General features: G+C 38.2%; 19 protein-coding genes. 10 read left to right on the forward strand and 9 right to left on the reverse strand.

Going from position 1 to position 23,834, the window contains the following annotated elements; translation table 11 throughout:
* Positions 1 to 22 precede the first annotated feature (22 nt).
* From AC27H3_RS07345 to AC27H3_RS07355, 3 genes are all read right to left on the reverse strand, one after another.
* Positions 23 to 2,662 carry a family 16 glycosylhydrolase gene (locus AC27H3_RS07345; protein WP_487104932.1) on the reverse strand — a complete coding sequence of 880 codons (2,640 nt, stop codon included), beginning with the start codon at positions 2,660 to 2,662 and terminating at the stop codon, positions 23 to 25.
* Between the two features lie 264 nt (positions 2,663 to 2,926).
* Positions 2,927 to 3,757, reverse strand: coding sequence for a LytR/AlgR family response regulator transcription factor (locus AC27H3_RS07350; RefSeq protein ID WP_487104934.1), 831 nt, complete (start codon positions 3,755 to 3,757; stop codon positions 2,927 to 2,929).
* A 3-nt stretch (positions 3,758 to 3,760) separates the two neighbouring features.
* Positions 3,761 to 4,882: a sensor histidine kinase gene (locus tag AC27H3_RS07355; RefSeq protein ID WP_487104936.1), complete on the reverse strand. Its 1,122-nt coding sequence runs from the start codon at positions 4,880 to 4,882 to the stop codon at positions 3,761 to 3,763.
* A 231-nt stretch (positions 4,883 to 5,113) separates the two neighbouring features.
* Between AC27H3_RS07355 and acuR the strand changes: the two genes are divergently transcribed.
* Both acuR and acuI read left to right on the forward strand, forming a co-directional pair.
* The gene (gene acuR / locus AC27H3_RS07360) at positions 5,114 to 5,746 is read left to right on the forward strand and encodes an acrylate utilization transcriptional regulator AcuR (RefSeq protein ID WP_487104938.1); all 633 of its coding nucleotides are present in this window, start codon (positions 5,114 to 5,116) and stop codon (positions 5,744 to 5,746) included.
* A 57-nt stretch (positions 5,747 to 5,803) separates the two neighbouring features.
* The gene (gene acuI / locus AC27H3_RS07365; RefSeq protein ID WP_487104940.1) at positions 5,804 to 6,790 is read left to right on the forward strand and encodes an acrylyl-CoA reductase (NADPH); all 987 of its coding nucleotides are present in this window, start codon (positions 5,804 to 5,806) and stop codon (positions 6,788 to 6,790) included.
* Between the two features lie 87 nt (positions 6,791 to 6,877).
* On the opposite strand, the gene AC27H3_RS07370 is transcribed toward acuI, so the two are convergent.
* The 3 genes from AC27H3_RS07370 to AC27H3_RS07380 all read right to left on the reverse strand — a co-directional run bounded on the left by AC27H3_RS07370 (position 6,878) and on the right by AC27H3_RS07380 (position 10,140).
* Positions 6,878 to 7,354, reverse strand: coding sequence for a hypothetical protein (locus tag AC27H3_RS07370; protein ID WP_487104942.1), 477 nt, complete (start codon positions 7,352 to 7,354; stop codon positions 6,878 to 6,880).
* A gap of 40 nt (positions 7,355 to 7,394) precedes the next feature.
* Complete coding sequence (locus AC27H3_RS07375; RefSeq protein WP_487104944.1) at positions 7,395 to 8,084, reverse strand: 2OG-Fe(II) oxygenase; 690 nt, start codon at positions 8,082 to 8,084, stop codon at positions 7,395 to 7,397.
* Positions 8,085 to 8,535: 451 nt separating this feature from the next.
* Positions 8,536 to 10,140, reverse strand: a complete 1,605-nt coding sequence (locus tag AC27H3_RS07380; RefSeq protein WP_487104946.1) for an ABC-F family ATPase — start codon at positions 10,138 to 10,140, stop codon at positions 8,536 to 8,538.
* Positions 10,141 to 10,752: 612 nt separating this feature from the next.
* On the opposite strand from AC27H3_RS07380, the gene AC27H3_RS07385 reads away from it, so the two are divergent.
* The gene (locus AC27H3_RS07385; RefSeq protein ID WP_487104948.1) at positions 10,753 to 11,412 is read left to right on the forward strand and encodes a PEP-CTERM sorting domain-containing protein; all 660 of its coding nucleotides are present in this window, start codon (positions 10,753 to 10,755) and stop codon (positions 11,410 to 11,412) included.
* 59 nt (positions 11,413 to 11,471) lie between these two features.
* A complete protein-coding gene (locus tag AC27H3_RS07390; protein ID WP_487104950.1) occupies positions 11,472 to 11,939 on the forward strand; it encodes a hypothetical protein in 468 nt (155 codons plus the stop codon).
* Between the two features lie 77 nt (positions 11,940 to 12,016).
* Here AC27H3_RS07390 and AC27H3_RS07395 read toward each other — a convergent pair whose 3' ends face one another.
* Positions 12,017 to 12,289 (reverse strand): GNAT family N-acetyltransferase, encoded by a 273-nt coding sequence (locus AC27H3_RS07395; protein ID WP_487104952.1) that lies wholly within the window; start codon positions 12,287 to 12,289, stop codon positions 12,017 to 12,019.
* Between the two features lie 276 nt (positions 12,290 to 12,565).
* On the opposite strand from AC27H3_RS07395, the gene AC27H3_RS07400 reads away from it, so the two are divergent.
* A complete protein-coding gene (locus tag AC27H3_RS07400) occupies positions 12,566 to 13,513 on the forward strand; it encodes a DnaJ C-terminal domain-containing protein (RefSeq protein ID WP_487104954.1) in 948 nt (315 codons plus the stop codon).
* 179 nt (positions 13,514 to 13,692) lie between these two features.
* On the opposite strand, the gene AC27H3_RS07405 is transcribed toward AC27H3_RS07400, so the two are convergent.
* Both AC27H3_RS07405 and AC27H3_RS07410 read right to left on the reverse strand, forming a co-directional pair.
* Entirely contained in the window at positions 13,693 to 14,160 is a 468-nt protein-coding gene (locus AC27H3_RS07405) for a type II secretion system protein (RefSeq protein ID WP_487104956.1), read from the reverse strand.
* Between the two features lie 128 nt (positions 14,161 to 14,288).
* A complete protein-coding gene (locus AC27H3_RS07410) occupies positions 14,289 to 15,053 on the reverse strand; it encodes a Crp/Fnr family transcriptional regulator (protein WP_487104958.1) in 765 nt (254 codons plus the stop codon).
* 366 nt (positions 15,054 to 15,419) lie between these two features.
* Here AC27H3_RS07410 and dnaK point away from each other — a divergent pair, with 366 nt between their 5' ends.
* From dnaK to betA, 5 genes are all read left to right on the forward strand, one after another.
* Positions 15,420 to 17,321, forward strand: coding sequence for a molecular chaperone DnaK (gene dnaK, locus AC27H3_RS07415; protein WP_487104960.1), 1,902 nt, complete (start codon positions 15,420 to 15,422; stop codon positions 17,319 to 17,321).
* 393 nt (positions 17,322 to 17,714) lie between these two features.
* Complete coding sequence (locus AC27H3_RS07420; RefSeq protein ID WP_487105062.1) at positions 17,715 to 19,286, forward strand: endonuclease; 1,572 nt, start codon at positions 17,715 to 17,717, stop codon at positions 19,284 to 19,286.
* A gap of 665 nt (positions 19,287 to 19,951) precedes the next feature.
* A complete protein-coding gene (gene betI / locus AC27H3_RS07425) occupies positions 19,952 to 20,557 on the forward strand; it encodes a transcriptional regulator BetI (RefSeq protein WP_487104962.1) in 606 nt (201 codons plus the stop codon).
* A complete protein-coding gene (gene betB / locus AC27H3_RS07430; protein WP_487104964.1) occupies positions 20,548 to 22,011 on the forward strand; it encodes a betaine-aldehyde dehydrogenase in 1,464 nt (487 codons plus the stop codon). Before betI ends, betB begins: the two co-directional genes overlap by 10 nt.
* Positions 22,012 to 22,091: 80 nt before the next feature.
* Positions 22,092 to 23,777: a choline dehydrogenase gene (betA, locus tag AC27H3_RS07435; protein WP_487104966.1), complete on the forward strand. Its 1,686-nt coding sequence runs from the start codon at positions 22,092 to 22,094 to the stop codon at positions 23,775 to 23,777.
* Positions 23,778 to 23,834 lie beyond the last annotated feature (57 nt).

Here is a 23,834-nt window from a genome sequence, read left to right on the forward strand (position 1 = left end):
AATTGGTAAATTGGTAAATTGACTAGTAAACCATTACGTTGTCTAAACGATATACCGCACCGTCACCAGTACCCCATGCAGGGAAGACCATCACTACATCAATGAAACTAATATCTAAGCCAGCATCGAATAGTGTTTGTAATGGAAATGTGTAGGTTTGCCATTCACCAACAACAGGGTCTAGGCCTTCAGTACTAGCATTTAAAGCCAACTCAACAGCAGTAGTTGCGCCATCAGATTCAATTTTAAATAGCCACGTTGCTGAAGCATCATTTGGCGCTGAAACAACTTTTAGGTCAAATTGCACAACACCACTGGCTAAAATAGCTGAAGCATCTAGAAATACCTCATCATCAGCAAGAATACCCATCACCGTAGGCTGAGCACCAATAACAAACTCTGCGGTCATACCATGGTCAGTATCATCATTTTCAAGTGTCGGAGTAGAGCCACCACAGCAATCCCAAATAGACCAGCCTGTTGCAGCAGCTTCACCAAATAAAACGTTGATTTGTGGTGCGCTAGTTGGGTCGTAAATTTTCACATTGTCTATACGATAAATTGCACCATCGCCAGCACCCCATGCAGGAAATACCATAAGTACATCAATAGCGCTTACATCCAAACCTGCATCAGCTAAATCAGCCAGGTTAAATGTGTATGTTTGCCATTGGTCTGTGGCTGGTTCTTCGCCTTCAACACTGTCTGTTAATGCCAGCTCAACCGCCGAAGTATTATTGTCAGCTTCAACTTTAAAAAGCCAAGTGTCAGCACTCGGCATTGAGGTTACTTTCATATCAAATTGAATAACACCATTGGCAAGAATACCCGTGGCATCAAATGGTGTAGGTGTTTCAGTATTTCCTTCGCGTGAAATAAAGCCCATAACTGTTGGCGTTGCGCCAATAGAAAATTCAGCCACATTGCCATGTGCGTCATCATCAAGTTCAACCGTTGGGGTTGAACCGCCACAACAATCCCACATTGGCCAGCTTGGATTTTCGTTATCAGTAAAAACAACTAATTCAGGAGAAGCACCTATATCGCCTTCAATTGAGAAATTAGCAACTTGGTAAACGGCACCTTCGCCAGCCCCCCAATCAGGAAATATCATTACAACGTCAATTGCGCTAACGTCTAAGCCTTTCGCTACAAAGGCTGACAATGGAAATGTATAGGTTTGCCATTGGCCAACAACAGGTTCTACACCTTCATTACTTTGATTTAACAGCATGTCTGCTGCCGTGTCAGCATCGTTACTTTCTACTTTGAAATTCCAGTTTGCGCCAGCCGCTGGAGCTGTGATCAGTTTCATTTCAAAAGTGATCACGCCATTAAGATCTACTAACGGAGAAGCATCGAATGGAGTGCCTTTACCTTCGGGGTCTGTAATAAAAGTATCACGTGAAATAAAGCCAACTACTGTTGGCTCGCCACCAATAACAAACTCAACCACATCGCCTTTGTCTGCATCAGAAACTAGTGCTGGTGTTGAGCCACCACAACAATCCCATGCAGGCCAATTTGGGTTAAAAGCGCCTGAAAAAATACTAAGGTTTTTAGCAATACCATCACTAGGAGGCACAGGCACTGGAGCCTTACCTTCAACAAGACCGTCTTCTAAGCTATCGTAGCCAGCTCTGACTGTTTCACAGCCTTTACCTGTTTCTGGGTTCGACAAACATTGGTAAACTCTTACGTAATCAACTTCAAATTTGTTGTCTGCATGAAAAGCCGTAGCATCAACACCTAATTCGTTTACGTTTTCAGGCCAGCTTCCGCCGACAGCAAAGTTAAGAATTAAATAAAATTCTTTATCAAAAGGAGCGGTATCCCAAAAGGTTTTAAGCTCACCTGATACTTGTTCATAATATTCGGTAAACCAACCTTTATGTGCAAGCCCTACCGCTTCATCTTTACTGTTGTAACGAACGCTTGATTGACGTTGTGTGGCATATAAATAACCATCCATATACCAACGTATTTCACCTTCTTGCCACTCTATAGCATAAGTATGAAAGCCATCTGCAGGGTTTGCGCCATCAGCTAAGCTATATGACTTACCCGATGACGAATTATCAGGCCAACTTTTTCCGTAGTGTAGCGTACCGTGAACATTGCTCTCTACGTTACCTTCAGCATCGGAAACACCTAAGTTAACAGATTCAAAAATATCGATTTCACCAGAGCGTGGCCATTCACCGTACTCTTCATCTGTCGGCATCATCCAAAACGCTGGCCAACTACCTTGTCCGGCAGGCACTTTAGCGCGCATTTCTACACGGCCGTATTTAAAGTCTGCTTTGTAACGAGTAATCATACGTGCTGACGTGTAAGGCAGTGCCGCGCCTTCTTCGGCAGGTAGCGCGACAATATTTAGCATGCCTTCGGCTAAATAAGAGTTATCAGCACTATCGGTATAACACTGCTTTTCTTGATTACCACCACCGTCACAGTTAACTTCGTGCGTCCAGTTTTGGCTATTTATTGCAGTGCCATCAAATTCATCACTCCATACTAATCCCCAGTCGCTAACTGGCAATTGTGGATCAATTTTATCTGGTTTTGTTTCAGTTTCAGCACTACTACCACCACACCCAACTAAGGTGATGGTTGATAGCAAAGCAAGCAACTGTGTTATATTTTTTGCAGCTTTTAACATAATTTGTTTTCCAATTACCCAACTATTTTTGTTGTACTAGAAACGCGTATGATTGTAATTATATTATCTGATACGAGTTCACAAGTAGCATAGTTCGGCAGCCATAATGTTATTTGCATAACAGAACAGACTACCCCCGAAAATCATACTGATTTAAATTACAAATAGTTACAAATGAAATGCGCCATCATGGTTGTAGCATGCGCCATAGAAGGTTTTTTTCAAAAAATTAGCGACAAGACGAAACAAAAGCACGATAAGTGGTTAAAGCTGTTTTGATTCAACAATTGTTTGGATACTAGAGCTAAAATTACGACTTACTTTTAACTGCACATCGTCACCTAAATCAAGAATACTTTCGCTATTACGCAAGGGCTTAATGCTTTTAATGCAGTTAACGTTAACTAAGGTAGATTTATGAATTCGAGAGAATATTTTCGGGTCGAGTTGACTCACTAATTTTTTCATTGTTATTCGCACAACATGGGTTTCATTAGCCGTATGAACACACATATAATCGCCAGCGGCATCAATCCACCGAATCGCTTTTATGGGTAAGAATACTTTTTCATTATCACTGTTTTTAATCACTAACTCTTGATTAAAAAGCGTAGGTAAAGGTAAGTCTGTTGCTAGCCAGTTCTCTAACTCTGTTACCGCTAAACCAGACGTTTCACCTAATGCACGTAAAAGCTTGAACTTTTCATTACTGGAGTCTTTAGGTTCAATGCGCTGTAGTATACGCTCTACTGTTTTTTGTAAGCGCCCTAAATTAGCTGGTTTTAAAACATAATCTATAGCATTAAGTTCAAATGCTTCTAGCGCGTACTCCCCGTAAGCACTTACAAAAACCACCATAGGCATAATATCAGCCTGTAATGCTTGCACAACCTCAATACCATTTAATCCAGGTAGGCGTAAATCTAAAAACAGAACATCGGGGCATAATGTTTGGCACAAATGAATAGCTTCATCTCCATCACTAGCTTCTGCGATAACGTTAATTTCAGGTAGCTTTTCTAACCTTAATTTTAACCCTTCCAAGGCGAGAGGTTCATCATCAACAATGATTGCCGTCAGTGTTTTTTTTATCATAAATTAACCCTTTTTCTCAAATGGAATAGAAATAGCAACCATAGTTCCACCCTCTGCAGTATCGGTAATATTTACTTCAAAGTCGCCATTAAACATGGCACTTAATCGGGCTTTAGTATTACTTAAACCAATACCAAAACCATCACTGACCTTATCATGACTTTCTTGACCATTGTCGATAACTTGCAGTAGTAATCGATCATTTAGTTGTTTAGCGCTAATGCAGATTGTACCGCCAGACTTTCTTAATTCAATGGCATATTTAATGGCATTTTCCACTAAGGGCTGTAATAACATGCAAGGAACTTGGCAAGCTAGAACACGGTTACAAACATCAACTTTCACCTTAAGTCGGTCACCAAATCTAACTTTTTCAATCGAGAGATAAAGCTCAATTAACTCCAGCTCTTTTTGTAAACTCGTTTTACTTTTATCACTTTTATCTAACGAATAACGGAAAAATTCACACAGCTTATCTAACATTTCATTGGCTGTTTCATTCTCGTTCTTATAAATTAAAGTTGAAATGGCGTTCAACGTATTGAACATAAAATGCGGATTGAGTTGATATCGCAACATTTGTAATTGTGCGTCTTTTGTAGCGGTTTGCGCACGTAATAACATTTCATGCTCGCCTTGCAACTTAGTGTTATAAAGCATAATAAAATAAATTGAAGTCCATACAAACATAGTGGTCAATGAGAACATTAACCAGCCACCAAACTCTAAAGTATTCCATGCTTCATTCCATTGTTGTTGATAAACCAACATTTTAAAAAAGCTTAATTTGAGCACATTAAATAACAAGCCCAATGAAGCTGCGGAAACAAAACTTAGGAATAAAGTTTTTTTAAGTGGCAAGTGCACAATTTTACGGATCAGCTGCCACTGTAAATAAGATAAAATAAAGCCGCTGAGCGTTTCCAGTACTAAATTTATCATTTGACCAGAAAAATTAAAGCCTTCAAGCCCAATTTGCGGGCGGATAATAGCTAAGAACACCACTACGGAATAGCCTAACCAACCCGTAATTTGTAAGGTCCAAAACTGATGGCTTTGCTTGGAAAAAGCCTGCGGGCCTAATTCAAGAGTGCCTTCTTCATGATTTTTTGGCGCTATTTCCATTGTAGATAAGTCACTTGATTAGCCAACGTCATGGCTAAAGATATAACAAATAGCAGTCAACGAGCAAGAAATGAGTCAAGACGAGTTATATCTGCGACAACCCATTATTATTAAGTTCACTCAATACAACACAACCTAAACCTAAACGTAAACGTAAACGTAAAAAGCACTTTAAAAGAGATTTTTAATTAACCATTGCAATTAAATAGACGATCGGTCTAATATATAAAAATGAACAAAGATACTAATTTACCCAAACGTGGCCGACCAGCTAAATCAGGTCGCGACAGTAACCAAACGAAACAACTACTGATACAAAGTGGTGTTGAATACTTTACTGAATTTGGCTTTGCCGCTTCAGGAATTGATCTGATCTTAAAGAAAGTGTCTGTACCTAAAGGCTCTTTCTACCACTATTTTTCGAGTAAAGAAGCCTTTGGACTTGCGGTTATTGAGGAATATAGTCGCTACTTCGCTAAAAAGTTAGATATACATTTACTTAATGAAAATAACAAACCATTAATACGTATAGCTAACTTTGCCATTGACGCGAAAGAAGGCATGACACGTTACAATTTTAAACGCGGTTGTTTAATTGGTAACCTCGAACAAGAAGTTACTCAATTGCCTGAAAGTCATCGACTACAATTATTAGCGACATTTGAGGATTGGCAGCGAAAAATGGCCGTTTGTCTACAATTAGCACAACAGGAAAATGCCATAGCCACTTCATTAGATTGTAATGCCTTAGCAAGTTTTTTTTGGGTAGGATGGGAAGGTGCGATTGCTAAAAGTAAATTGACACAAAACCTAGCGCCAATTGATGGTTTTATCGATACTTTTCTACTATTAGTTAAAAAATAAGTAATTACAAAATAATGTTGATTGCATATAAACAATCAATCTACATCGGAGATAAACATGTTTAAGAGTTTAGTCATTAATAAAAATGATAGTCAAGGCTATCACACAGGTATTGAAGCGCTTTCTGAAGAGAGTTTAACCGACGGTGATGTACTGATTAAAGTGCTATATAGCACAATTAATTACAAAGATGCTTTAGCGATAACAGGCAAAGCTCCGGTAATTCGACGTTTTCCGATGGTACCTGGTATCGACTTGGTCGGTGTTGTTGAGCAATGTGATAATGATAAATTTAACATTGGCGATCATGTGCTTTTAAATGGTTTTGGTGTTGGAGAAAAGTACCTTGGCGGTTTATCACAAAAAGCACGAATTAAAAGTAATTTTCTTATTCCATTGCCAGAAGGAATAACTCCCTTTAATGCAATGGCTATTGGCACCGCTGGTTATACAGCCATGTTATGTGTAATGGCATTAGAAAACTACGGTATTACGCCTGAAAGCGGCAATATTTTAGTTACCGGTGCAACGGGCGGAGTTGGTAGTTTTGCTATCAGAATTCTTGCTGAGTTGGGTTATACCATTACTGCTTCAACCGGCAGCGAAGAACAAGCCGCTTACTTAAAAAAACTAGGTGCAAAAGAAATTATTGATCGCGCTGAGTTATCTGCACCAGGCAAACCATTAATGCCAGAGCGTTGGGCAGCAGCTATTGACTCTGTTGGCAGCACAACACTTGCAAACGTTTGTGCCAGCATAAACTATGGCGGCTGTGTTGCTGCTTGTGGTTTAGCTCAGGGTATGGACTTTCCGTCAACGGTTGTCCCTTTTATATTAAGAGGCGTTTCGTTATTAGGAATAGACAGCGTTATGCGCTCTCAAGAAGACAGGCTAGAAGCCTGGAGTCGACTTGAACAGTCAAAACTAGCCGAAAAAATAGAGCAAATATCAACTACCGTGAGTTTAGAAGAATCAATCGCCGTAGCTGAGAAGTTACTCAATGGTGAGGTTACTGGTCGTGTTGTTGTTGATGTAAACGCATAGATAAAGAAAAGACAGACAAAGAAGTTTATCTTCATGTCTGTCTTTTCCTGATGTCTTTTTATTGATGTATAAAACTAATATCAGCAACTACATCTCGACTGTTCTGATCAGAAAATAGCTTGGCCAAATCTCTCGCACTTCTCGCTCCCATTGTGGGTCAACTTTGCCATCGGGTAATTGTAATAGCCAAAACTTAGCCCACTTTTGCACATTTTTACCTGACTTACTCAACTTAAGTGGCAAAAAACGGCGCTTGTATTCATTACCTTGGTATTCGAAAACAGCATTGTTTCGCGCTCTTTTGTGTAAAAAGTCTAGTGCTGCGGTAATTATTTCAACTTCCGATAAAGGCAAATATCCTTGAGTTTTTAAACTGGCTAATATTTCAGCTTTTTTAATACTAACCAGCATATATGCATCAATGTGTGGTGTATAAACTTTACCTGTTAGGCCATAAATAGAGGCAAGTTCACGATCGGCTAATGCTTTAAGCGGCAATAACTCTTGGTTAATATCAGTAAGATCACGCATAACATACAACGGTTTAGTCAGTTTCTTTGGCAATGAAAGTTTCCTTAATTTCTCTTTAATCTAAAGTTTAGTACTAACGTGGCGGATCAATGTTGTTAGCAATACTGCTATTTAAACGGAACCAACCTGCAATGGCATATCTATCTCGCATTGCTGGTAGTACTTCATGTGGAAACTCTTCACTTAAAAACACCACAATAGTGCCAAAACTTGGCGTTATCGAAATATTCCTATTATCTATTAATGAAGAACTGGCTTTTTTGTCTGGATAAAGCACAAGCTCGCCGCCATCATCAGCAGACCACTCTTGGTTAAGATACACCACCACAGATAATACGCGATTACCCTCACCTTTAAAGGCATCTTTATGCTTCTTATAAAAATCGCCCTTGGCATAATGTGAAAAGTGACTTTCAAAAGAAAATAAGCCCAAAAACAGTCGCCTGTTCAAATAATGCTGTAATTCTGAGGTCCATTCTATCCAAGCAGAGCCCGCATCACTGTTACCTGTTATCCAACAAATTTCATCTGTGCGAATAAAGTTATTAATAACATGATCTGTTGCTCGACCTATACCAGCACGCTTAAAATTGGTTTGTGGCATGTCGATAATATGCTTTGCTAACAAAGTGGTTAAACTTTCAGGTAAAGCGTAAGGACAAATACTAAAGCCCTTCTCGATAATATCATTCGATATGCGCTCAAACAGTGGCTCAAATAATGTAAGGTCTTTTGTAAGCGCAACTTTTTGAATATGGTTCAACGAGAATATGTCTTGGTGAGGAAAGTTAACATGGCGTAGCTAATTAAATAAAATTGAATATGCGCCATAGTAACACCAAGTATCGGCATTAACTTAAGCTTTGTTTTATAAATTGAATAAATTGTTCAGATGATCTGCTAAGCAAGGCTAAACGACTAAATTTCGATAATTGTCACGGCTATCAATAGCTATTTCTGAGTTAACGATTAGAGATAACATCTGGAGTTAACGTCTGGAGTTAACGTCTGGAGTTAACACCACGAAATTAGGCATGAAACTTACAGTTCAAATAAGCCTTCGATATCATATTTAGCATGTCGCCTAAATTTTATTTTTAAATAGATGATTGTACTAACCATAAATTAAAAAACGCTTAAATACAGTGTTATAAACTATATTTAAGCGTTATTAACAATTCAGGTTTTAACTCGCTATTTATATAACGAGTTAACTAAGCTGTTTTTTTCATTTGCTCAACGGTATCAAGGTACTCGTCTAACGAGCCTTGAAAATCTATTAATTTTTTATCTTTAATATCAATAACTCGAGTCGCTAGGCTTGAAACAAACTCACGGTCATGACTAACAAATATTAACGTGCCTTCAAAATCTTTTAAGGCATTGTTTAGAGCATCAATGGCTTCGATGTCCATGTGGTTAGTTGGCTCATCCATAATTAACACATTAACATCAGCCATCATTAACATGCCAAATAACAAGCGATTCTTCTCACCACCAGAGCAGTTACGGGCTTTTTTATTAGCGTCGTCATCAGTAAATAACATACGGCCTAACATGCCGCGAACACTTAAATCGTTGTGGCAAGGTCTACGCCATTGAGACATCCAGTCCATTAGTGTTAAGTCATTATCAAAAAAGTGACCACTATCTTGTGGACAGTAGCCAACTGAAGCATTTTCAGACCACTTAACTACACCTTCAACGTTTTCAAATTCATTCATTAAACAGCGCAATAGTGTAGTTTTACCAACACCGTTTTCACCGATAATAGCTAACTTGGCGCCGGCTTCTAGTAATAAATCGCCACCTTTAAATAGTACTTCGCCATCAAAACCATGGCTCAAGCCTTCAAGTTCTAGGGCTTGACGGTGCATTTTTTTACCGGGAGCAAAAGCAATTTTAGGTGTAATACGACTTGATGATTTTACGTCATCAAGCTTAATTTTATCCATTTTTTTAGCACGAGAACTTGCTTGTTTGGCTTTTGACGCGTTAGCACCAAAACGGTTAACAAAGTCTTGTAGTTCAGCAATTTCAGCTACTTTTTTATCGTTACCCGCTAATAGCTGCTCACGTAATAAAGCCGATTGAGCTAAGTAGAATTCATAGTTACCAGGGTAAATACGTAATTCACCGTAATCAATGTCGGCCATATGAGTACAAACAGAATTAAGAAAATGTCTATCATGGGAAATAATGATCATGGTGCATTTACGTTTATTCAACTCACCTTCTAACCAACTAATCGTATGAATATCCAAGTTGTTGGTTGGCTCATCAAGTAATAAAATATCAGGGTTTGCAAACAAAGCTTGTGCTAGTAATACACGTAGTTTCCAACCTGGCGCAACTTGCTGCATAGAGCCATAGTGAAAAGACTCTTCAATACCGGCATCAAGCAGTATTTCACCCGCGCGACTTTCAGCAGTGTAACCGTCCATTTCGGCAAATTGGCTTTCTAAGTCACCAACGCGCATGCCGTCGGCTTCACTCATTTCAGCCTGTGCGTAAATAGCATCTCGCTCTTGCTTAACTTTCCAAAGCGGCATATCACCCATGATTACAGTATCAATAACATTGTGTGCTTCAAAAGCGAACTGATCTTGCCCTAATGTACTCACCTTGTTACCTGTGCTAACCGACACATTACCTGAGCTTGGCACTAAATCGCCACTCAATATTTTCATGAATGTAGATTTGCCACAGCCATTTGCGCCGATTAAACCGTAGCGGTTACCGTTGCCAAATTTAGCCGAAATGTTTTCAAACAACGGCTCTGCGCCAAATTGCATAGTAATGTTCGATGTCGTGATCAAGAGATAATCCTATTTTCTGTTAACTAAACTCACCAATTAACAACGACTAAAAGTTAGCGTTAAAGTAAGAGTTAATACTGTAATTGCTGTAACCAAGCCAGTTATATTGATAAACAACTGCCAGCCACCATAATAAAGGCGCGCATTATACAGTAATAACACTATGATCCCCACTTAAACTTTGCTTTAAAATGATTATTTTATAGACAAAGCCAGTTTACTTTATTCTTTACGCACTTTCCTTACAGCCATTAAGCATTACACTCATAAAGCAGTCATTAAAGTACATGAATAATAAGTACTTAAATGTTCAATTTGCTTTAAAAGTAATTATGAACAATACAGACGAATTGCTAACAACACCAACATCAATGTTAAGTGTTTAATTTCATTATTAATTTTATAAAATACTCTTGTATTAATTAAGCCACAATTTTTTCAATATACTTAATGTAAACTTTTAAAAAATATTCCCCTTATAATTCATTTTTCCGCTATAATTTATTCACATCACATACTGTACATATTGTGTTTTTCGCTAATAATGAATAATTAAAATCAATGCAAAAAACAAATAACCAATATAGTTTTCTCTTGAAATAAGGAACGTTTATGAACGCGTTAAAAACATTACTTTTAGCTTTCAGCTTACTAGTGGCTTCTCAAGCCAAAGCTGGCTTTATCACTATCAATGAATCAGCGCTTGATGGCATATTTTCTCAATCGAGTTTTGATAATAGTCCTATCGACATTCGTATTGGCACAGCAACCGAATTAGTATTTCCAGACCTGCTAAACATAACCACCAAACAACAAGTGACTAAACTTTTTAACCAGCATGTTGGTCCATTTGATTTTGTAAATTTTTACTTTATTGACTTCATCAGTGCCTGTGGCAACGACACTAACAACAGTTTTGTTGGCTGTGGTGAATTTCCAGGGAACGACTTTGTTGTAGAGTCAAGTTTTGCAGCAGGTTCTAATGGCAGTGAATTATTAGCGCATGAGTTGGGTCATAACTTAGGATTAGACCATCGCTCAGGCGGCTTAATGGACCCTAATATTAATAACAGTACATTATTAAGTTCAACTGAAGTTTCAACTATCAGAAGCAGTAGATTAGTTCAAACTGATGGCCAAAACTTTTGGATTAACATCAACCCTGTAGCAATAGTCGCTGCCGCTACGACACAAGTACCAGAGCCTAGCACTTTATTATTACTCTTATTAGCTATTAGTTTTTTAGTGAGAAAAAATCGTTTAAAAAGCTAGTTTAAACTTTACCAATAATCATCAATATTAAAACCTACGGTAATCGCGTAGGTTTTTTTATGTTAAATAGCAGGACTGTTATGCAAACGCTAAAGTACGTTTTATTTACCATATTTTTTGTCTTAATATATGCAAGCTCAGCGAATAGCCATGAGCAAACGGCAATAGAGAGTTGGATTGAGTATTGTCCAAGTAAACGACTGTGTTTTGAGCACCCTGCAAGTTTAAAACCTGCTAGCGTACAAGTAATTGACTCGCTTGCCGGACAGTTAGAGAATAATAATACTGTTTTGCATTATGATTTAGGGCTGTATGCGTCAACATTTCGCGAACTAACATCGGCTAGCTCAACACCAATAATGGTTGATGGTTATACAGGAAAAGTACTAACCTTTAAAAATACCATAGCACTCACCATAGAGAAAATAGCAGGTAATGATAGATTCTCTATGCTGCTAGAGTATAAAGATACGTTGAAAGCTGAAGAGGCAGAGCGCATTTTTAAATCTGTTAAGTTTAAATTCTAACTTCTAACTTCTAACGTAATATATCCATTATAAAATTAGCCGTTATAACTTTTAACAGCCTCGTTTATTGCTTCTAATCATACGAATAAGTCGCTTTTTTCAGGGTGTTTCTGCTGATAGTTCACAATATACGAACAATCAGCCACAGCTTTTTTATTATCATTTTTAATCTGCTCGAGTACCTCTTCTAAAAGAGTTTTAGCTAACCCTTTACCTGAAAGTGCCTCAGGTACAACGGTATGCGTTAAATGCATTTTTCCATCTTGATCGTCGTAAGTTATGTAAGCAATATGTTCATCAATATGGAATTCATATTTAGAGTCTTTTGAGTTATGTATTAATGTGGCCATAAATTTCTCCGTTGAAATCGTCAGGGTTAACTTTTACTTCTGAAAATAACACGAAACCTTAACGGGTACATGTCATAATTCGTTGCCAGTGTCATATTGCTGACATTAGTCATTTTCCTAAGTATTTATATTTATACTCATACTATCGAATAGGATTTACTCAAATTATTCGTTGGTGATTTCTCGCTTGAATTTAAAAAATTATCAACTCTATTTATTACAACTATATAAAAGATATACAAAGCTAATGAAATTAATTATACGCAGGAGGTCAGTATGAATTATAAAGACTACTACAAAATCATGGCCGTTGATAAAACTGCTACCCAAGATGAAATTAAAACCTCATACCGGAAACTAGCACGTAAGTTTCACCCAGATGTAAGTAAAGAAAAAGATGCCGAAACTCGCTTCAAAGATATAAACGAAGCTTATGAAGTATTACGCGATAAAGAAAAGCGTGCAGCTTATGATCAACTTGGCAGTAATTGGAAGGCAGGTCAATCTGGCTTTACGCCACCGCCAAGTTGGCAAAATCAATATCAACAAGGCAATGGAAATTCCAATGCTGGTGGTCAAGGCGATTTTAGTGATTTTTTCGAATCATTATTTGGTGGAGGTTTCGCCGGAGGACAACAAGCGCCCCGTGGCCGACGTTCTATGAAAGGACAAGACAGTAACACAAAAATTTTGATCGACATTCAAGACGCTTACACTGGAGCAACCCGTAATTTTACGCTGCAAGACCAAGTAGTTGATCAACAAGGCAGAACACAGTCTAAAGATCGAACATTAAAAGTGAGCATTCCAAAGGGGATTAAGCCGGGTCAAAAAATACGTTTACAAAAGCAAGGACAAGCAGGTATTGGCGGCGCACCAAATGGCGACTTATACCTTGAAGTTGGTTTCAATCCAAATCCGCTATATGTTATTGAAGGCGCTGATGTTACAACAGAAGTTAGCATTAGCCCATGGCAAGCGGCGCTAGGTGAAAAAGTAAAAGTGCCAACACCTACTGGTCATATTGATTTAAGTTTACCAAAATTGATCAGTAGTGGCAGTAAAATGCGATTAAAAGGCCGTGGATTACCGTGTAAAGTTGCGGGCGATTTTTTTGTAAAACTGAAAATCGCTTTCCCTAAAACGCTTTCAACAGAAGAGGAAACCCTTTATCAATCGTTAAAAACAATAGAAACGAATGTATATAGTGGGAGTAAAACCTAAATACTCAGCGCCGCGCAAGTCTTTAATTAAGCTTTTATATGTAATGCAGCTGCTGAGAAAGATAAAGGTTAGTAGAAATTGACTTGCTTGAATTGAAACGCGATATTTTTGCCACTTATGGTAATAATATCGCGCTTTATTTTATGCATTAAACAACAAATGCGATAAGGACTCTATATTTAATCAACACAACCAGAGATTGTGATATCGGGACGTTCACCCTTCTCTGCTCGGGTATACACGAGTTTGCAAACATCTGCACTGTCAATTTCACTTGTGCTCAAATCTTCAGTATCTTTTGTCAGTGTGAAAGTAATAGCGGGGTTTGAACCGGTTAACTTAAATTCATCTTCAGTAAAGTTAAGCACTTTTTTTAAATTTGCCTGTGTAGCAAATGGATAACCATATCGAATTCTTATACCTGATTCGAGCTCTTCATCAAAAGAGTCACCAAGACCTTCAATAATTGCTTTTGTATAAGTTAAATTAGATGCCCCTTCTAGTGAGGACTTCAAGCCATTCATTACCGCTTGTCTTGCATCATCTTGCAGGTTTATAAATTTAGGTAATGCCGTAGCGGATAAAATTCCCAGTATAATAATTACAACAACCAATTCGATCAATGTGAAACCGGACTGTTTCTTCATAGGACAACTTTTCTCTATAATGGAATTTTCGCGTAACTTAACATCTCTCTATTTTTAATGAAAATATTGTCACTCTAATCAGTGTGAAGGCTATTTATTCGTTCGTAATAAAAACGTTACATATTTGACTAACGTTTAACCGACGGCGCGTTAGCTAAGGTTTGAGTATATTTTGCCTCTTTTTCTAGAGCTTCTAAATCTTTGATTACCAATTGATTGCGTTTTTTATCTATAATATCTTGTTTCTTCCACAGCTGTAATTGCTTATTAATCACTTGCCTCACCGACCCACTCATTCTCGCCAAGGTTTCATCATTCAAGCCATTGACTAAATGATGTTGATGTTCTTGAGATTTTGCACCCGTGTAAAATTTAATTTTATTAATATGCTCTAAAATAATACGGCTTAAACGCGTAGTTACATCATGTAAAACTAAACTACTCGCTTGTTGCTCTTTTTCACGCATTTTTTGTGCTAAATAAGGCATAAACTGCTGATTAAATTCGGGATAAGTCCATAACCAATCTCGCATAGTAGCGAGTTTAACTGATAATAATTTAACCTTTGTTAAAGGAGAGACTATCACCTCGTGAGGCTGGTTATCTAATAACACAATTAAATCAAAGCAATCGCCAGCATAAAGCATATCTACGGTTGCTTCTCTGCCAGTTTCGGGATTACTTTGTTTTATTTCTATACTGCCTTCAAGCAAAACATAAAAGCGCTGAGTTAATAAACTTGAATTAAAGTAATCACCTTTTTGCCATTCATCAAGTTGAAACTCTTGTTGAAAGTCTTCAATTAACTTGGTCGGTAAGTCGGCAAAAATATTAGCTTGTTTAACTAACACTGGGCTGGCTTTATGGGGTAAATGCGTAACATCTTTCTTCATAAGGAGTGTGATTTAAGCTTTGGCGTAAACGAGTAATTTTATTTTACTGAGTTGTAGCTATATAGCAAAAATTAATCTTCAGGTTTATGCGGATAATCTAAAAACATGAATAACAACAGCATTATTTAAAGAACAATTTAAGCCGTTGATAAGTGCAGTACGGCGTCATTAATCATAAAAAACATTAAATCATTACAACTGTCATATTTGTGACAGAAGCAGTTCTCCACCTTCCGTATTATAGCCCCACTAACCAAACAGCTTGCATTAAACCATTAATACAAGTTTGTTTATACGGTCAAATTGCTTACTGGGAAATAGCCTTAAGCATCAGACCTTTTACGAAGTTTAAAATAGGTGATTATTATGTCTAAGACTATTGGTATTGATTTAGGTACAACAAACTCATGTGTTGCTGTTATGGAAGGCGGCGTTGCAAAAATTATAGAAAACTCAGAAGGTAGCCGCACTACACCATCGATTGTTGCTTATGCTAACAACGATACATTAGCTGGTCAGCCAGCAAAAAGACAAGCGGTAACTAACTCGGCTAACACGCTATTTGCTATAAAACGTTTAATTGGACGAAAATTTGAAGATAAAGAAGTACAAAAAGATATCAAATTAGCGCCTTATAAAATTGTAAAAGCTAAAAATGGTGATGCTTGGGTTGAAGTAAACGGCAAAGCGTTATCACCGCAAGAAGTGTCAGCACAAATTTTACGTAAGTTGAAAAAAGACGCCGAAGCCTACTTAGGTGAAACTGTAACCGATGCCGTAATTACCGTACCGGCTTACTTTAACGATTCACAACGTCAAGCAACCAAAGATGCGGGTAAAATTGCAGGGCTTAATGTTAAACGTATTATTAATGAGCCAACAGCGGCAGCATTAGCATACGGTGTTGACAAAAACAGTAAAGCTGACCAAAAAGTAGCAGTTTATGACTTAGGCGGCGGTACCTTCGACGTGTCTATTATTGAAATAGCCAATGTTGACGGTGAAAAACAATTTGAAGTATTAGCAACCAATGGTGATACCTTTTTAGGTGGTGAAGATTTTGATTTACGCTTAATAAATTACCTAGCTGATGAGTTCAAAAAAGAAAATGGTATTGATATTAAACAAGATCCTTTAGCTTTACAGCGCATTAAAGAAGCGGCTGAAAAAGCTAAGATCGAGTTGTCATCAGCATTACAAACCGACGTTAACTTACCTTACGTTACCGCTGATGCTAGTGGGCCAAAACATTTAAAAATACAAGTTACTCGCGCTAAGTTAGAGTCGTTGGTTGATGATCTAGTAAAAAGTACTATTGCCCCTTGTGAGCAAGCATTAAAAGATGCGGGTTTAAGTAAAGGCGATATCAGCGAAGTAATTTTAGTGGGCGGCCAATCTCGTATGCCAAAAGTGCAAGCAGCCGTAAAAGACTTTTTTGGTAAAGAACCACGTAAAGATGTAAACCCAGATGAAGCCGTTGCTATGGGTGCTGCAATTCAAGCAGGCGTGTTGTCAGGAACCGTTGGCGATGTGTTATTGCTCGATGTAACGCCATTATCATTAGGTATTGAAACCTTAGGCGGAGTTATGACTAAGCTTATTGATAAAAATACCACGATACCTACTCGTGCATCTGAAACGTTTGCCACAGCTGAAGACAATCAAGCAGCGGTAACGGTACATGTACTGCAAGGCCAGCGTGAAATGGCAACAGATAATAAATCGTTAGGGCAATTTAACTTAACGGATATTAACCCTGGCCCACGCGGCACGGTTCAAGTTGAAGTTACTTTTGATATTGACGCCGATGGTATTTTAAATGTTACCGCAAAAGACAAAGCAACAGGTAAAGAGCAAAGTATTAAAATAACTGCCTCAAGTGGCTTAACTGAAGATGAAGTGAACCGTATGGTGAACGATGCAGAAATGCATGCAACTGAAGATAAGAAAAAGCGTGAGTTAGTTGAGCAACGTAACCAAGCGGATCAATTAATTCATACCGTACAAACGTCGATGAACACGTTAAGCGAGGAACAACAAGGCGAGCTTAACACCTTAATCGAGCAACTGAAAATGGCGGTTAATGGTGATGATAAAGGCGCAATTGAAATGCGACAAAAAGCATTACAAGAAACTTACACTAGTATGATGCAAGCTCAACAATCGCAGTCACAGCAAGCAGAACAACCACAAGGAAATGCTGCTAATGATGAAGCTCACCAAGGGGATGTTATTGATGCAGACTTTGAAGAAGTTAGTAACGGTTAAATACTAACAATGCACTAAATTTGCACCATTAAATATTCATAAGAAAGTGCTAACGACAAAACCTTGACATTTATTGTCAGGGTTTTTTATTAAATTTTCCCAATAAAAACAAACCAGTTAGTCAACTAAACCCTACACCTCATTATCCTAAGTAAAACTATCACTATTAATGGTCTACAAATTGAGGCAATATGCGCACTGCTTCAAATGTAACAGTTTGTAAACACACTACAACAAACTGTTAAAATTAAAGACTTAACTATTTGGTTATATAATTTTGTGATCTAACGAGTGACTTATCTTACTCTGTATTGCAAGCATAATAAAAAGAAGGAACATTCTTTGAAACATAATAAAAAATTAATACTTACTCTACTCAGTAGCCTTAGCTTTATGGCAAATGCTGATGTACTTAATGGTAATTTCGAAGCTTGGTCAAATGCAAGTGCCAACAATTGGACAACTGTAGACACGGGCATCAGCGTTAGCCAAAACACCACTACGATAAAAACTGGCACAAGCTCTGCCGCTATTTCGGTTAATACCGCAACACAAGGCTCAACCGATTTTTTACAAAATATAGCCGTAACCGCAGGCCAAAATTATGATTTTTCTGTTTGGGTTTATCATACCGAAGGAGGTGTTAAAGCTAGACTTTTCGCTGACGGTTATCGAGGTTATTCAGATCCTAATTTAGTTAATCAATGGCAACAAGTTAGTTATACATACTCAGCCAGCACCACAAAAGAAATAGCAGTTGGCTTGCGCTTTTATGACACCACAGGCTTCGACGGCTCTGAAACCGTTTATGTTGATGACTTTGAACCCACTGCAAGTGCAGGCACAGGCGGCGGAGCTGGCTGTTCAGGCAATGAAATCACCTTTAGCTTAACTACAGATCAATATGGCTATGAAACCAGTTGGTCAATAAAAAATAGTAGTAATGTAGAGCAAGCCAGTGGCAGTAATTTAACTAATTCTACTAGTTATAGCGAAAACATTTGCTTAACCGATGGCGATTATACTTTCACTATAAACGATAGCTATGGCGATGGAATTTGCTGTACTTATGGTAACGGCTCTTATGATATCTCGCTTGCAGGTACTTCACTTGTTTCAGGTGGTACGTTTACTCAAACAGAAAGTAAAACCTTCACCCTTGGTACTGCAGGTGGCGGCTCTGGCGGTAATCCAGGTACTTATTATCAAGGGATTACAACGCAAAGCGGCTACAGCCTTAAAACCGCTTTACACAATCTAATTAAAAACCACACCGCTCAAGGCTATGGCGCAATTTGGACCTTCTACGCTAATCATTCATTAGATACCTATTACGATAACGACGGTACAATTTTAGATATTTATGCTGAAAAACCTTTCGGTAGCGACAGTTATTCTTATACCAAAGTAACTAATCAATGTGGCTCTTATAGCGGCGAAGGTGATTGTTACAACCGTGAACATTCATTTCCAAAAAGCTGGTTTGGCGGCAAAATAGAGCCGATGAATTCAGACATTCATCATATTTTCGCTACCGATGGTTTTGTAAATGCTAAGCGAAGTGGCTTTCCATACGGTGAAGTAGCAAGCGCCACCTTTACATCGACCAACAATAGTAAACTAGGCTCGGCAACGTCTGCACTAGGTTATAACGGCACCGTATTCGAACCTATTGATGAATTCAAAGGTGATTTAGCACGCGCTCAACTTTATATGGCAACTCGCTATCAAAACGTTATTTCATCTTGGCAAACTAATAGCACTTACGGCAATGCAATATTAGATGGTAGCAGCAATAAAGTGTTTGAAACATGGCAGTTAAATATGTTGCTACGCTGGCATGCAAATGACCCCGTTAGTCAGAAAGAAATTGACCGAAATGAAGCGGCTTATTTACATCAAGGTAATCGCAACCCATTTGTTGACCACCCTGAATATGTAGAAAGAATTTGGACAGTTAATTAACAACCTCCTAGTAAATGAAATGGTGTGAAAGTCACCATTTCGTTTACTTCCTATTTTCGCTCACAATTTTAAAGTTATTATGTGGGGTCAGGTACACTTTAACAATTATCAAGCGATTCATAATAACTTCAACGACAATAATGAGCCTTAACCTAATTCAAAAGTGATCAGAGAATAATGGCAGATATTGTTCTAGAAACTATCCCTCCTTCAGATAAATTTAATGATCCACGTTTCACCATTGCTTATAAAAACTTAAACATTTTAGAGTGGCAAACTAAATTGTAATTGGCTAGCAATGACGATAGATATGTCCATCAATATTTAATCATCAACTTCACTACAGCTTGACTATCCCTTTCCCTCGAATAAATTCGATTATTTTTTGTTAAGTCTTTTTTAGGCCTCTAATTCATAAATTAAACAACAACACGATTATCAGTCCACGGTAAAAATATAGTTAGACCACTAACCTTTAATTACCTTTTTATAATTTAATTAATAGCGTTCAATACTCGCCCATAACGTATATCCAATACAAAGAAAAGCTTATTTCCAGGTTCATTCCGCTAAGGTCAGCTTTTAAAGCTGAGTTGATAATTCCATCAAAAACCATTAGAATAAAAATTAATTGAACGTTCAATCAATAAAAAAGAAGCCATAATATGCCTAAAGTTGGAGTAAAATCTCTGCGTAAACAACAGTTAATTGATGCAACCTTAGTATCTATTGGTGAACATGGATTACAAAGTACAACCATTATAACCATCAGTAAAATCGCGGGGTTATCCTCCGGCATTATTAGTCATTATTTTGGAGGTAAACAAGGCCTAATAGAAGCAACAATAATGCACCTTTTAGAGCAATTAAAAGTAGTTTTACTTGAACGTGTGTCGCCAAAAAAACTTAATGCTGCTGAACGACTCAATATGATTATCGAGGCAAATTTCACCTCATTTCAGCGCTCTACTCCAACCATAAAAACGTGGCTGAGTTTTTGGGCAGAGTCAATGCATGATCCAAAGCTGAAAAGATTACAAAATATCAATAGTAAGCGTTTATATAGCAATCTGCTTTTTTCATATCGTCAGTTATTAGCAGAAGATGTTGCCATAATGGCGTCTCAAAAAACCGCAGCGATGATTGATGGCTTATGGTTACGCTGTGCCTTAAGTTCTTCACCTGAAGAAGAATTCATCAAAGCTGAGCAACTATGTAAAAGCTTTGTAGACGAACAAATTAAACAATATGGAGATATTACTTGTCATTAATATGTTATAAAAATTATGTCGATGGTACTTATATAGATAATGCCAGTGGTGAAACATTTGATGTGATTAACCCCGCTACAGGAAAGGTTATTTATCAAGTTGAAGTTGCTGATGCACAAGTTCAAGAAAAAGCTATCGCCAGCGCGAAGCTTGGTTTTGAAACTTGGTCTGCAATGAGCGCTACTGAACGTAGCCGAATTTTGCTTAAAGCTGTTGCGTTATTACATGAACGTAATGAAGAATTAGCCAAAATTGAAGTACTTGATACTGGCAAGCCATGGCAAGAAGCTTCAGTAGTTGATGTATTATCAGGCGCTGATTCAATCGAATTTTTTGCTGGGCTAGCTCCTGGTATTGAAGGTAATCAACAAGCTGTTGATGGTGATTTTTACTATACCCGTCGTGAACCTTTAGGTATTTGCGCAGGCATTGGTGCTTGGAATTACCCATTACAAATTGCTTGCTGGAAAGCAGCGCCTGCATTAGCTTGCGGTAATGTAATGATTTTTAAACCTTCTGAAGAAACGCCACTTGGCGCATTAAAATTAGCCGAAATATTTACCGAAGCAGGCTTGCCTAACGGCGTATTTAACGTTGTGCAAGGCGCGGGTGAAGTAGGTGCTTGGTTAACACATCATCCAGAAATTGCTAAAGTTTCATTTACTGGTGAAGTAGGAACTGGCAAAAAAGTTATGGCTGCAGCTGCAAGCTCACTTAAAGATGTCACTATGGAACTCGGCGGTAAATCACCCCTGATTATTTTTGATGATGCCGATATCGATAATGCCGTTTCTGCCGCCATGTTAGGTAATTTTTATACCCAAGGCGAAGTTTGTACAAACGGTACTCGCGTATTCGTTCAAGAGTCACTATATCCAACCTTTATTGAAAAACTGCTTGAGCGCACTAAAAATAATATTGTTGCGGGCGATCCTATGGACCCTAACACAAACTTTGGTGCACTAATTTCAGCTAAACACAAAAAATTAGTAGAAAGCTACATTGATATTGGCGTTAAAGAAGGCGCAACTCTGCTTCATGGTGGCAAAGCGTTACAACCAAACAGTGCGCCAAACGGTTACTTTGTTGCGCCTACTATTTTTGGTGACTGTACAGACGAAATGACCATTTGTCGTGAAGAAATTTTCGGCCCGGTAATGAGCGTATTAACATTTACCGATGAAGAGGAAGTGATCAGCCGAGCCAATGCTACAGAGTTTGGTTTAGCCGCCGGTGTATTTACCCAAGATATTACCCGCGCACACCGCGTAGTTCATCAAATGCAAGCCGGTATTTGTTGGATCAATAGCTATGGTGCATCACCAGCCCAAATGCCTGTTGGTGGTTATAAACAGTCGGGTATTGGTAGAGAAAATGGCCTTGCTACTCTGAACCATTACACTCAAATAAAAGCGGTTTATGTTGGGTTACAGCCACTAGACAGTCCTTTTTAAGCAATAGAGCAACTCAGTTTGTTGTTCGTTAATTTGGCTGTAAAAAGTCTTCATGTCCTAAATTATTTTAAAGGTTTTAAATGAAAAGTGAAAAATTTGATTACATTATTGTTGGCGCAGGATCTGCGGGTTGTGTTTTAGCAAATCGTCTTAGTGAAGACAGTAATAACAACGTATTACTGATTGAAACAGGTGGCAGCGATAAAAGTATTTTTATTCAAATGCCAACGGCCTTGTCTATTCCGATGAATTCAAAAAAATACGCTTGGCAATTTGAAAGCCAGCCAGAGCCGTTTCTTGACAATCGACGCATGCACTGCCCTAGAGGTAAAGTATTAGGCGGTTCATCTTCAATTAACGGCATGGTTTATGTACGTGGACATGCAAAAGATTTTGATGAATGGCAGCAACATGGTGCCCAAGACTGGGATTACGATCATTGTTTACCCTATTTTAAAAAATCTGAAGACTGGGCATTTAGTGCCAATGAATATCGCGCAAAAGGCGGTCTATTAGGCGTAAACAACGGCAATGAAATGAAAAACCCGCTTTACAAAGCATTTATTAATGCGGGAGTTGAAGCCGGTTACTTTGAAACGCAAGATTATAATGCGGCTCAACAAGAAGGTTTTGGCCCAATGCACATGACGGTTAATAACGGTGTGCGCGCTTCTACAGCAAATGCATATTTACGACCAGCAATGTCGCGTAATAACTTAACGGTTATTACACATGCCTTGGTACATAAAGTTATACTTGAAGGTAAAAAAGCTGTTGGCGTTAAGTACGAGCATAAAGGCAAAATAATTGATGTGGCAGCAAATAAAGAAGTTATTTTATCCGCTGGCTCTATCGGTTCACCACACATATTGCAATTATCAGGTATTGGCCCTAAAGCCGTGCTTGAAGCCGCCAATATTGAAGTGAAACACGATTTACCTGGCGTAGGTGAAAACTTACAAGATCACCTAGAGTTTTATTTTCAATTTAAGTGCAAGCAGCCAATTACACTTAATGGTAAGTTAGATTGGTGGAGTAAATTACTCATAGGCACTCGCTGGATATTAAGCAAAAAAGGCTTAGGTTCAACTAACCATTTTGAATCTTGTGGCTTTATTCGCTCAAAAGCAAGTGTTGAATGGCCAGATCTTCAATATCATTTTTTACCGGCGGCAATGCGATATGACGGTAAAGAAGCGTTTGCCGGTCACGGGTTTCAAGTACATGTTGGCCATAACAAACCTAAAAGTCGTGGGCAGATCAAAGCTATTTCAAACGATCCTAAAGCGCATCCAGAAATTCGATTTAATTACCTTGAGCACGAAGCAGACCGTGAAGGGTTTCGTGCCTGTGTTCGTCTAACGCGTGAAATTATTAACCAGCAAGCACTTGATGCGTTTCGTGGGGAAGAAATTCAGCCGGGTATTCAAATACAAACAGATGAAGAAATTGATACTTTCGTACGTCAATCTGTTGAAAGTGCTTACCACCCTTCTTGCTCATGTAAAATGGGTACAGATGCAATGTCAGTGGTAGACCCACAAACACGTGTTCATGGCATTGAAGGATTAAGAGTGGTTGATTCGTCAATATTCCCAACAATTCCTAATGGTAATCTCAATTCACCCACCATTATGGTTGCTGAACGTGCCGCCGATATAATACGTAAGCGAACACTATTAGCGCCAGCTAACGCAAACGTTACGCTAGCACCTAACTGGCAAGAACAACAACGTTCAAATGCACCAAAGCGCACAACAAAATAATGTTTTATCGCCAGTGTTATTTCAAACATTAATGATTATCGCCATGGTTTCTACCTC

This window comes from Colwellia sp. NW0002-52-1 (assembly GCF_057550865.1).

Coding starts and splice junctions, on each gene's coding strand:
- AC27H3_RS07385 (WP_487104948.1), top strand. CDS start 10,753: ATGAACGCGTTAAAAACATTACTTTTAGCTTTCAGCTTACTAGTGGCT.
- AC27H3_RS07345 (WP_487104932.1), bottom strand. CDS start 2,662: ATGTTAAAAGCTGCAAAAAATATAACACAGTTGCTTGCTTTGCTATCA.
- betI (WP_487104962.1), top strand. CDS start 19,952: ATGCCTAAAGTTGGAGTAAAATCTCTGCGTAAACAACAGTTAATTGAT.
- betA (WP_487104966.1), top strand. CDS start 22,092: ATGAAAAGTGAAAAATTTGATTACATTATTGTTGGCGCAGGATCTGCG.
- AC27H3_RS07395 (WP_487104952.1), bottom strand. CDS start 12,289: ATGGCCACATTAATACATAACTCAAAAGACTCTAAATATGAATTCCAT.
- acuI (WP_487104940.1), top strand. CDS start 5,804: ATGTTTAAGAGTTTAGTCATTAATAAAAATGATAGTCAAGGCTATCAC.
- AC27H3_RS07355 (WP_487104936.1), bottom strand. CDS start 4,882: ATGGAAATAGCGCCAAAAAATCATGAAGAAGGCACTCTTGAATTAGGC.
- dnaK (WP_487104960.1), top strand. CDS start 15,420: ATGTCTAAGACTATTGGTATTGATTTAGGTACAACAAACTCATGTGTT.
- acuR (WP_487104938.1), top strand. CDS start 5,114: ATGAACAAAGATACTAATTTACCCAAACGTGGCCGACCAGCTAAATCA.
- AC27H3_RS07390 (WP_487104950.1), top strand. CDS start 11,472: ATGTTAAATAGCAGGACTGTTATGCAAACGCTAAAGTACGTTTTATTT.
- AC27H3_RS07420 (WP_487105062.1), top strand. CDS start 17,715: ATGGCAAATGCTGATGTACTTAATGGTAATTTCGAAGCTTGGTCAAAT.
- AC27H3_RS07400 (WP_487104954.1), top strand. CDS start 12,566: ATGAATTATAAAGACTACTACAAAATCATGGCCGTTGATAAAACTGCT.
- AC27H3_RS07410 (WP_487104958.1), bottom strand. CDS start 15,053: ATGAAGAAAGATGTTACGCATTTACCCCATAAAGCCAGCCCAGTGTTA.
- AC27H3_RS07350 (WP_487104934.1), bottom strand. CDS start 3,757: ATGATAAAAAAAACACTGACGGCAATCATTGTTGATGATGAACCTCTC.
- AC27H3_RS07405 (WP_487104956.1), bottom strand. CDS start 14,160: ATGAAGAAACAGTCCGGTTTCACATTGATCGAATTGGTTGTTGTAATT.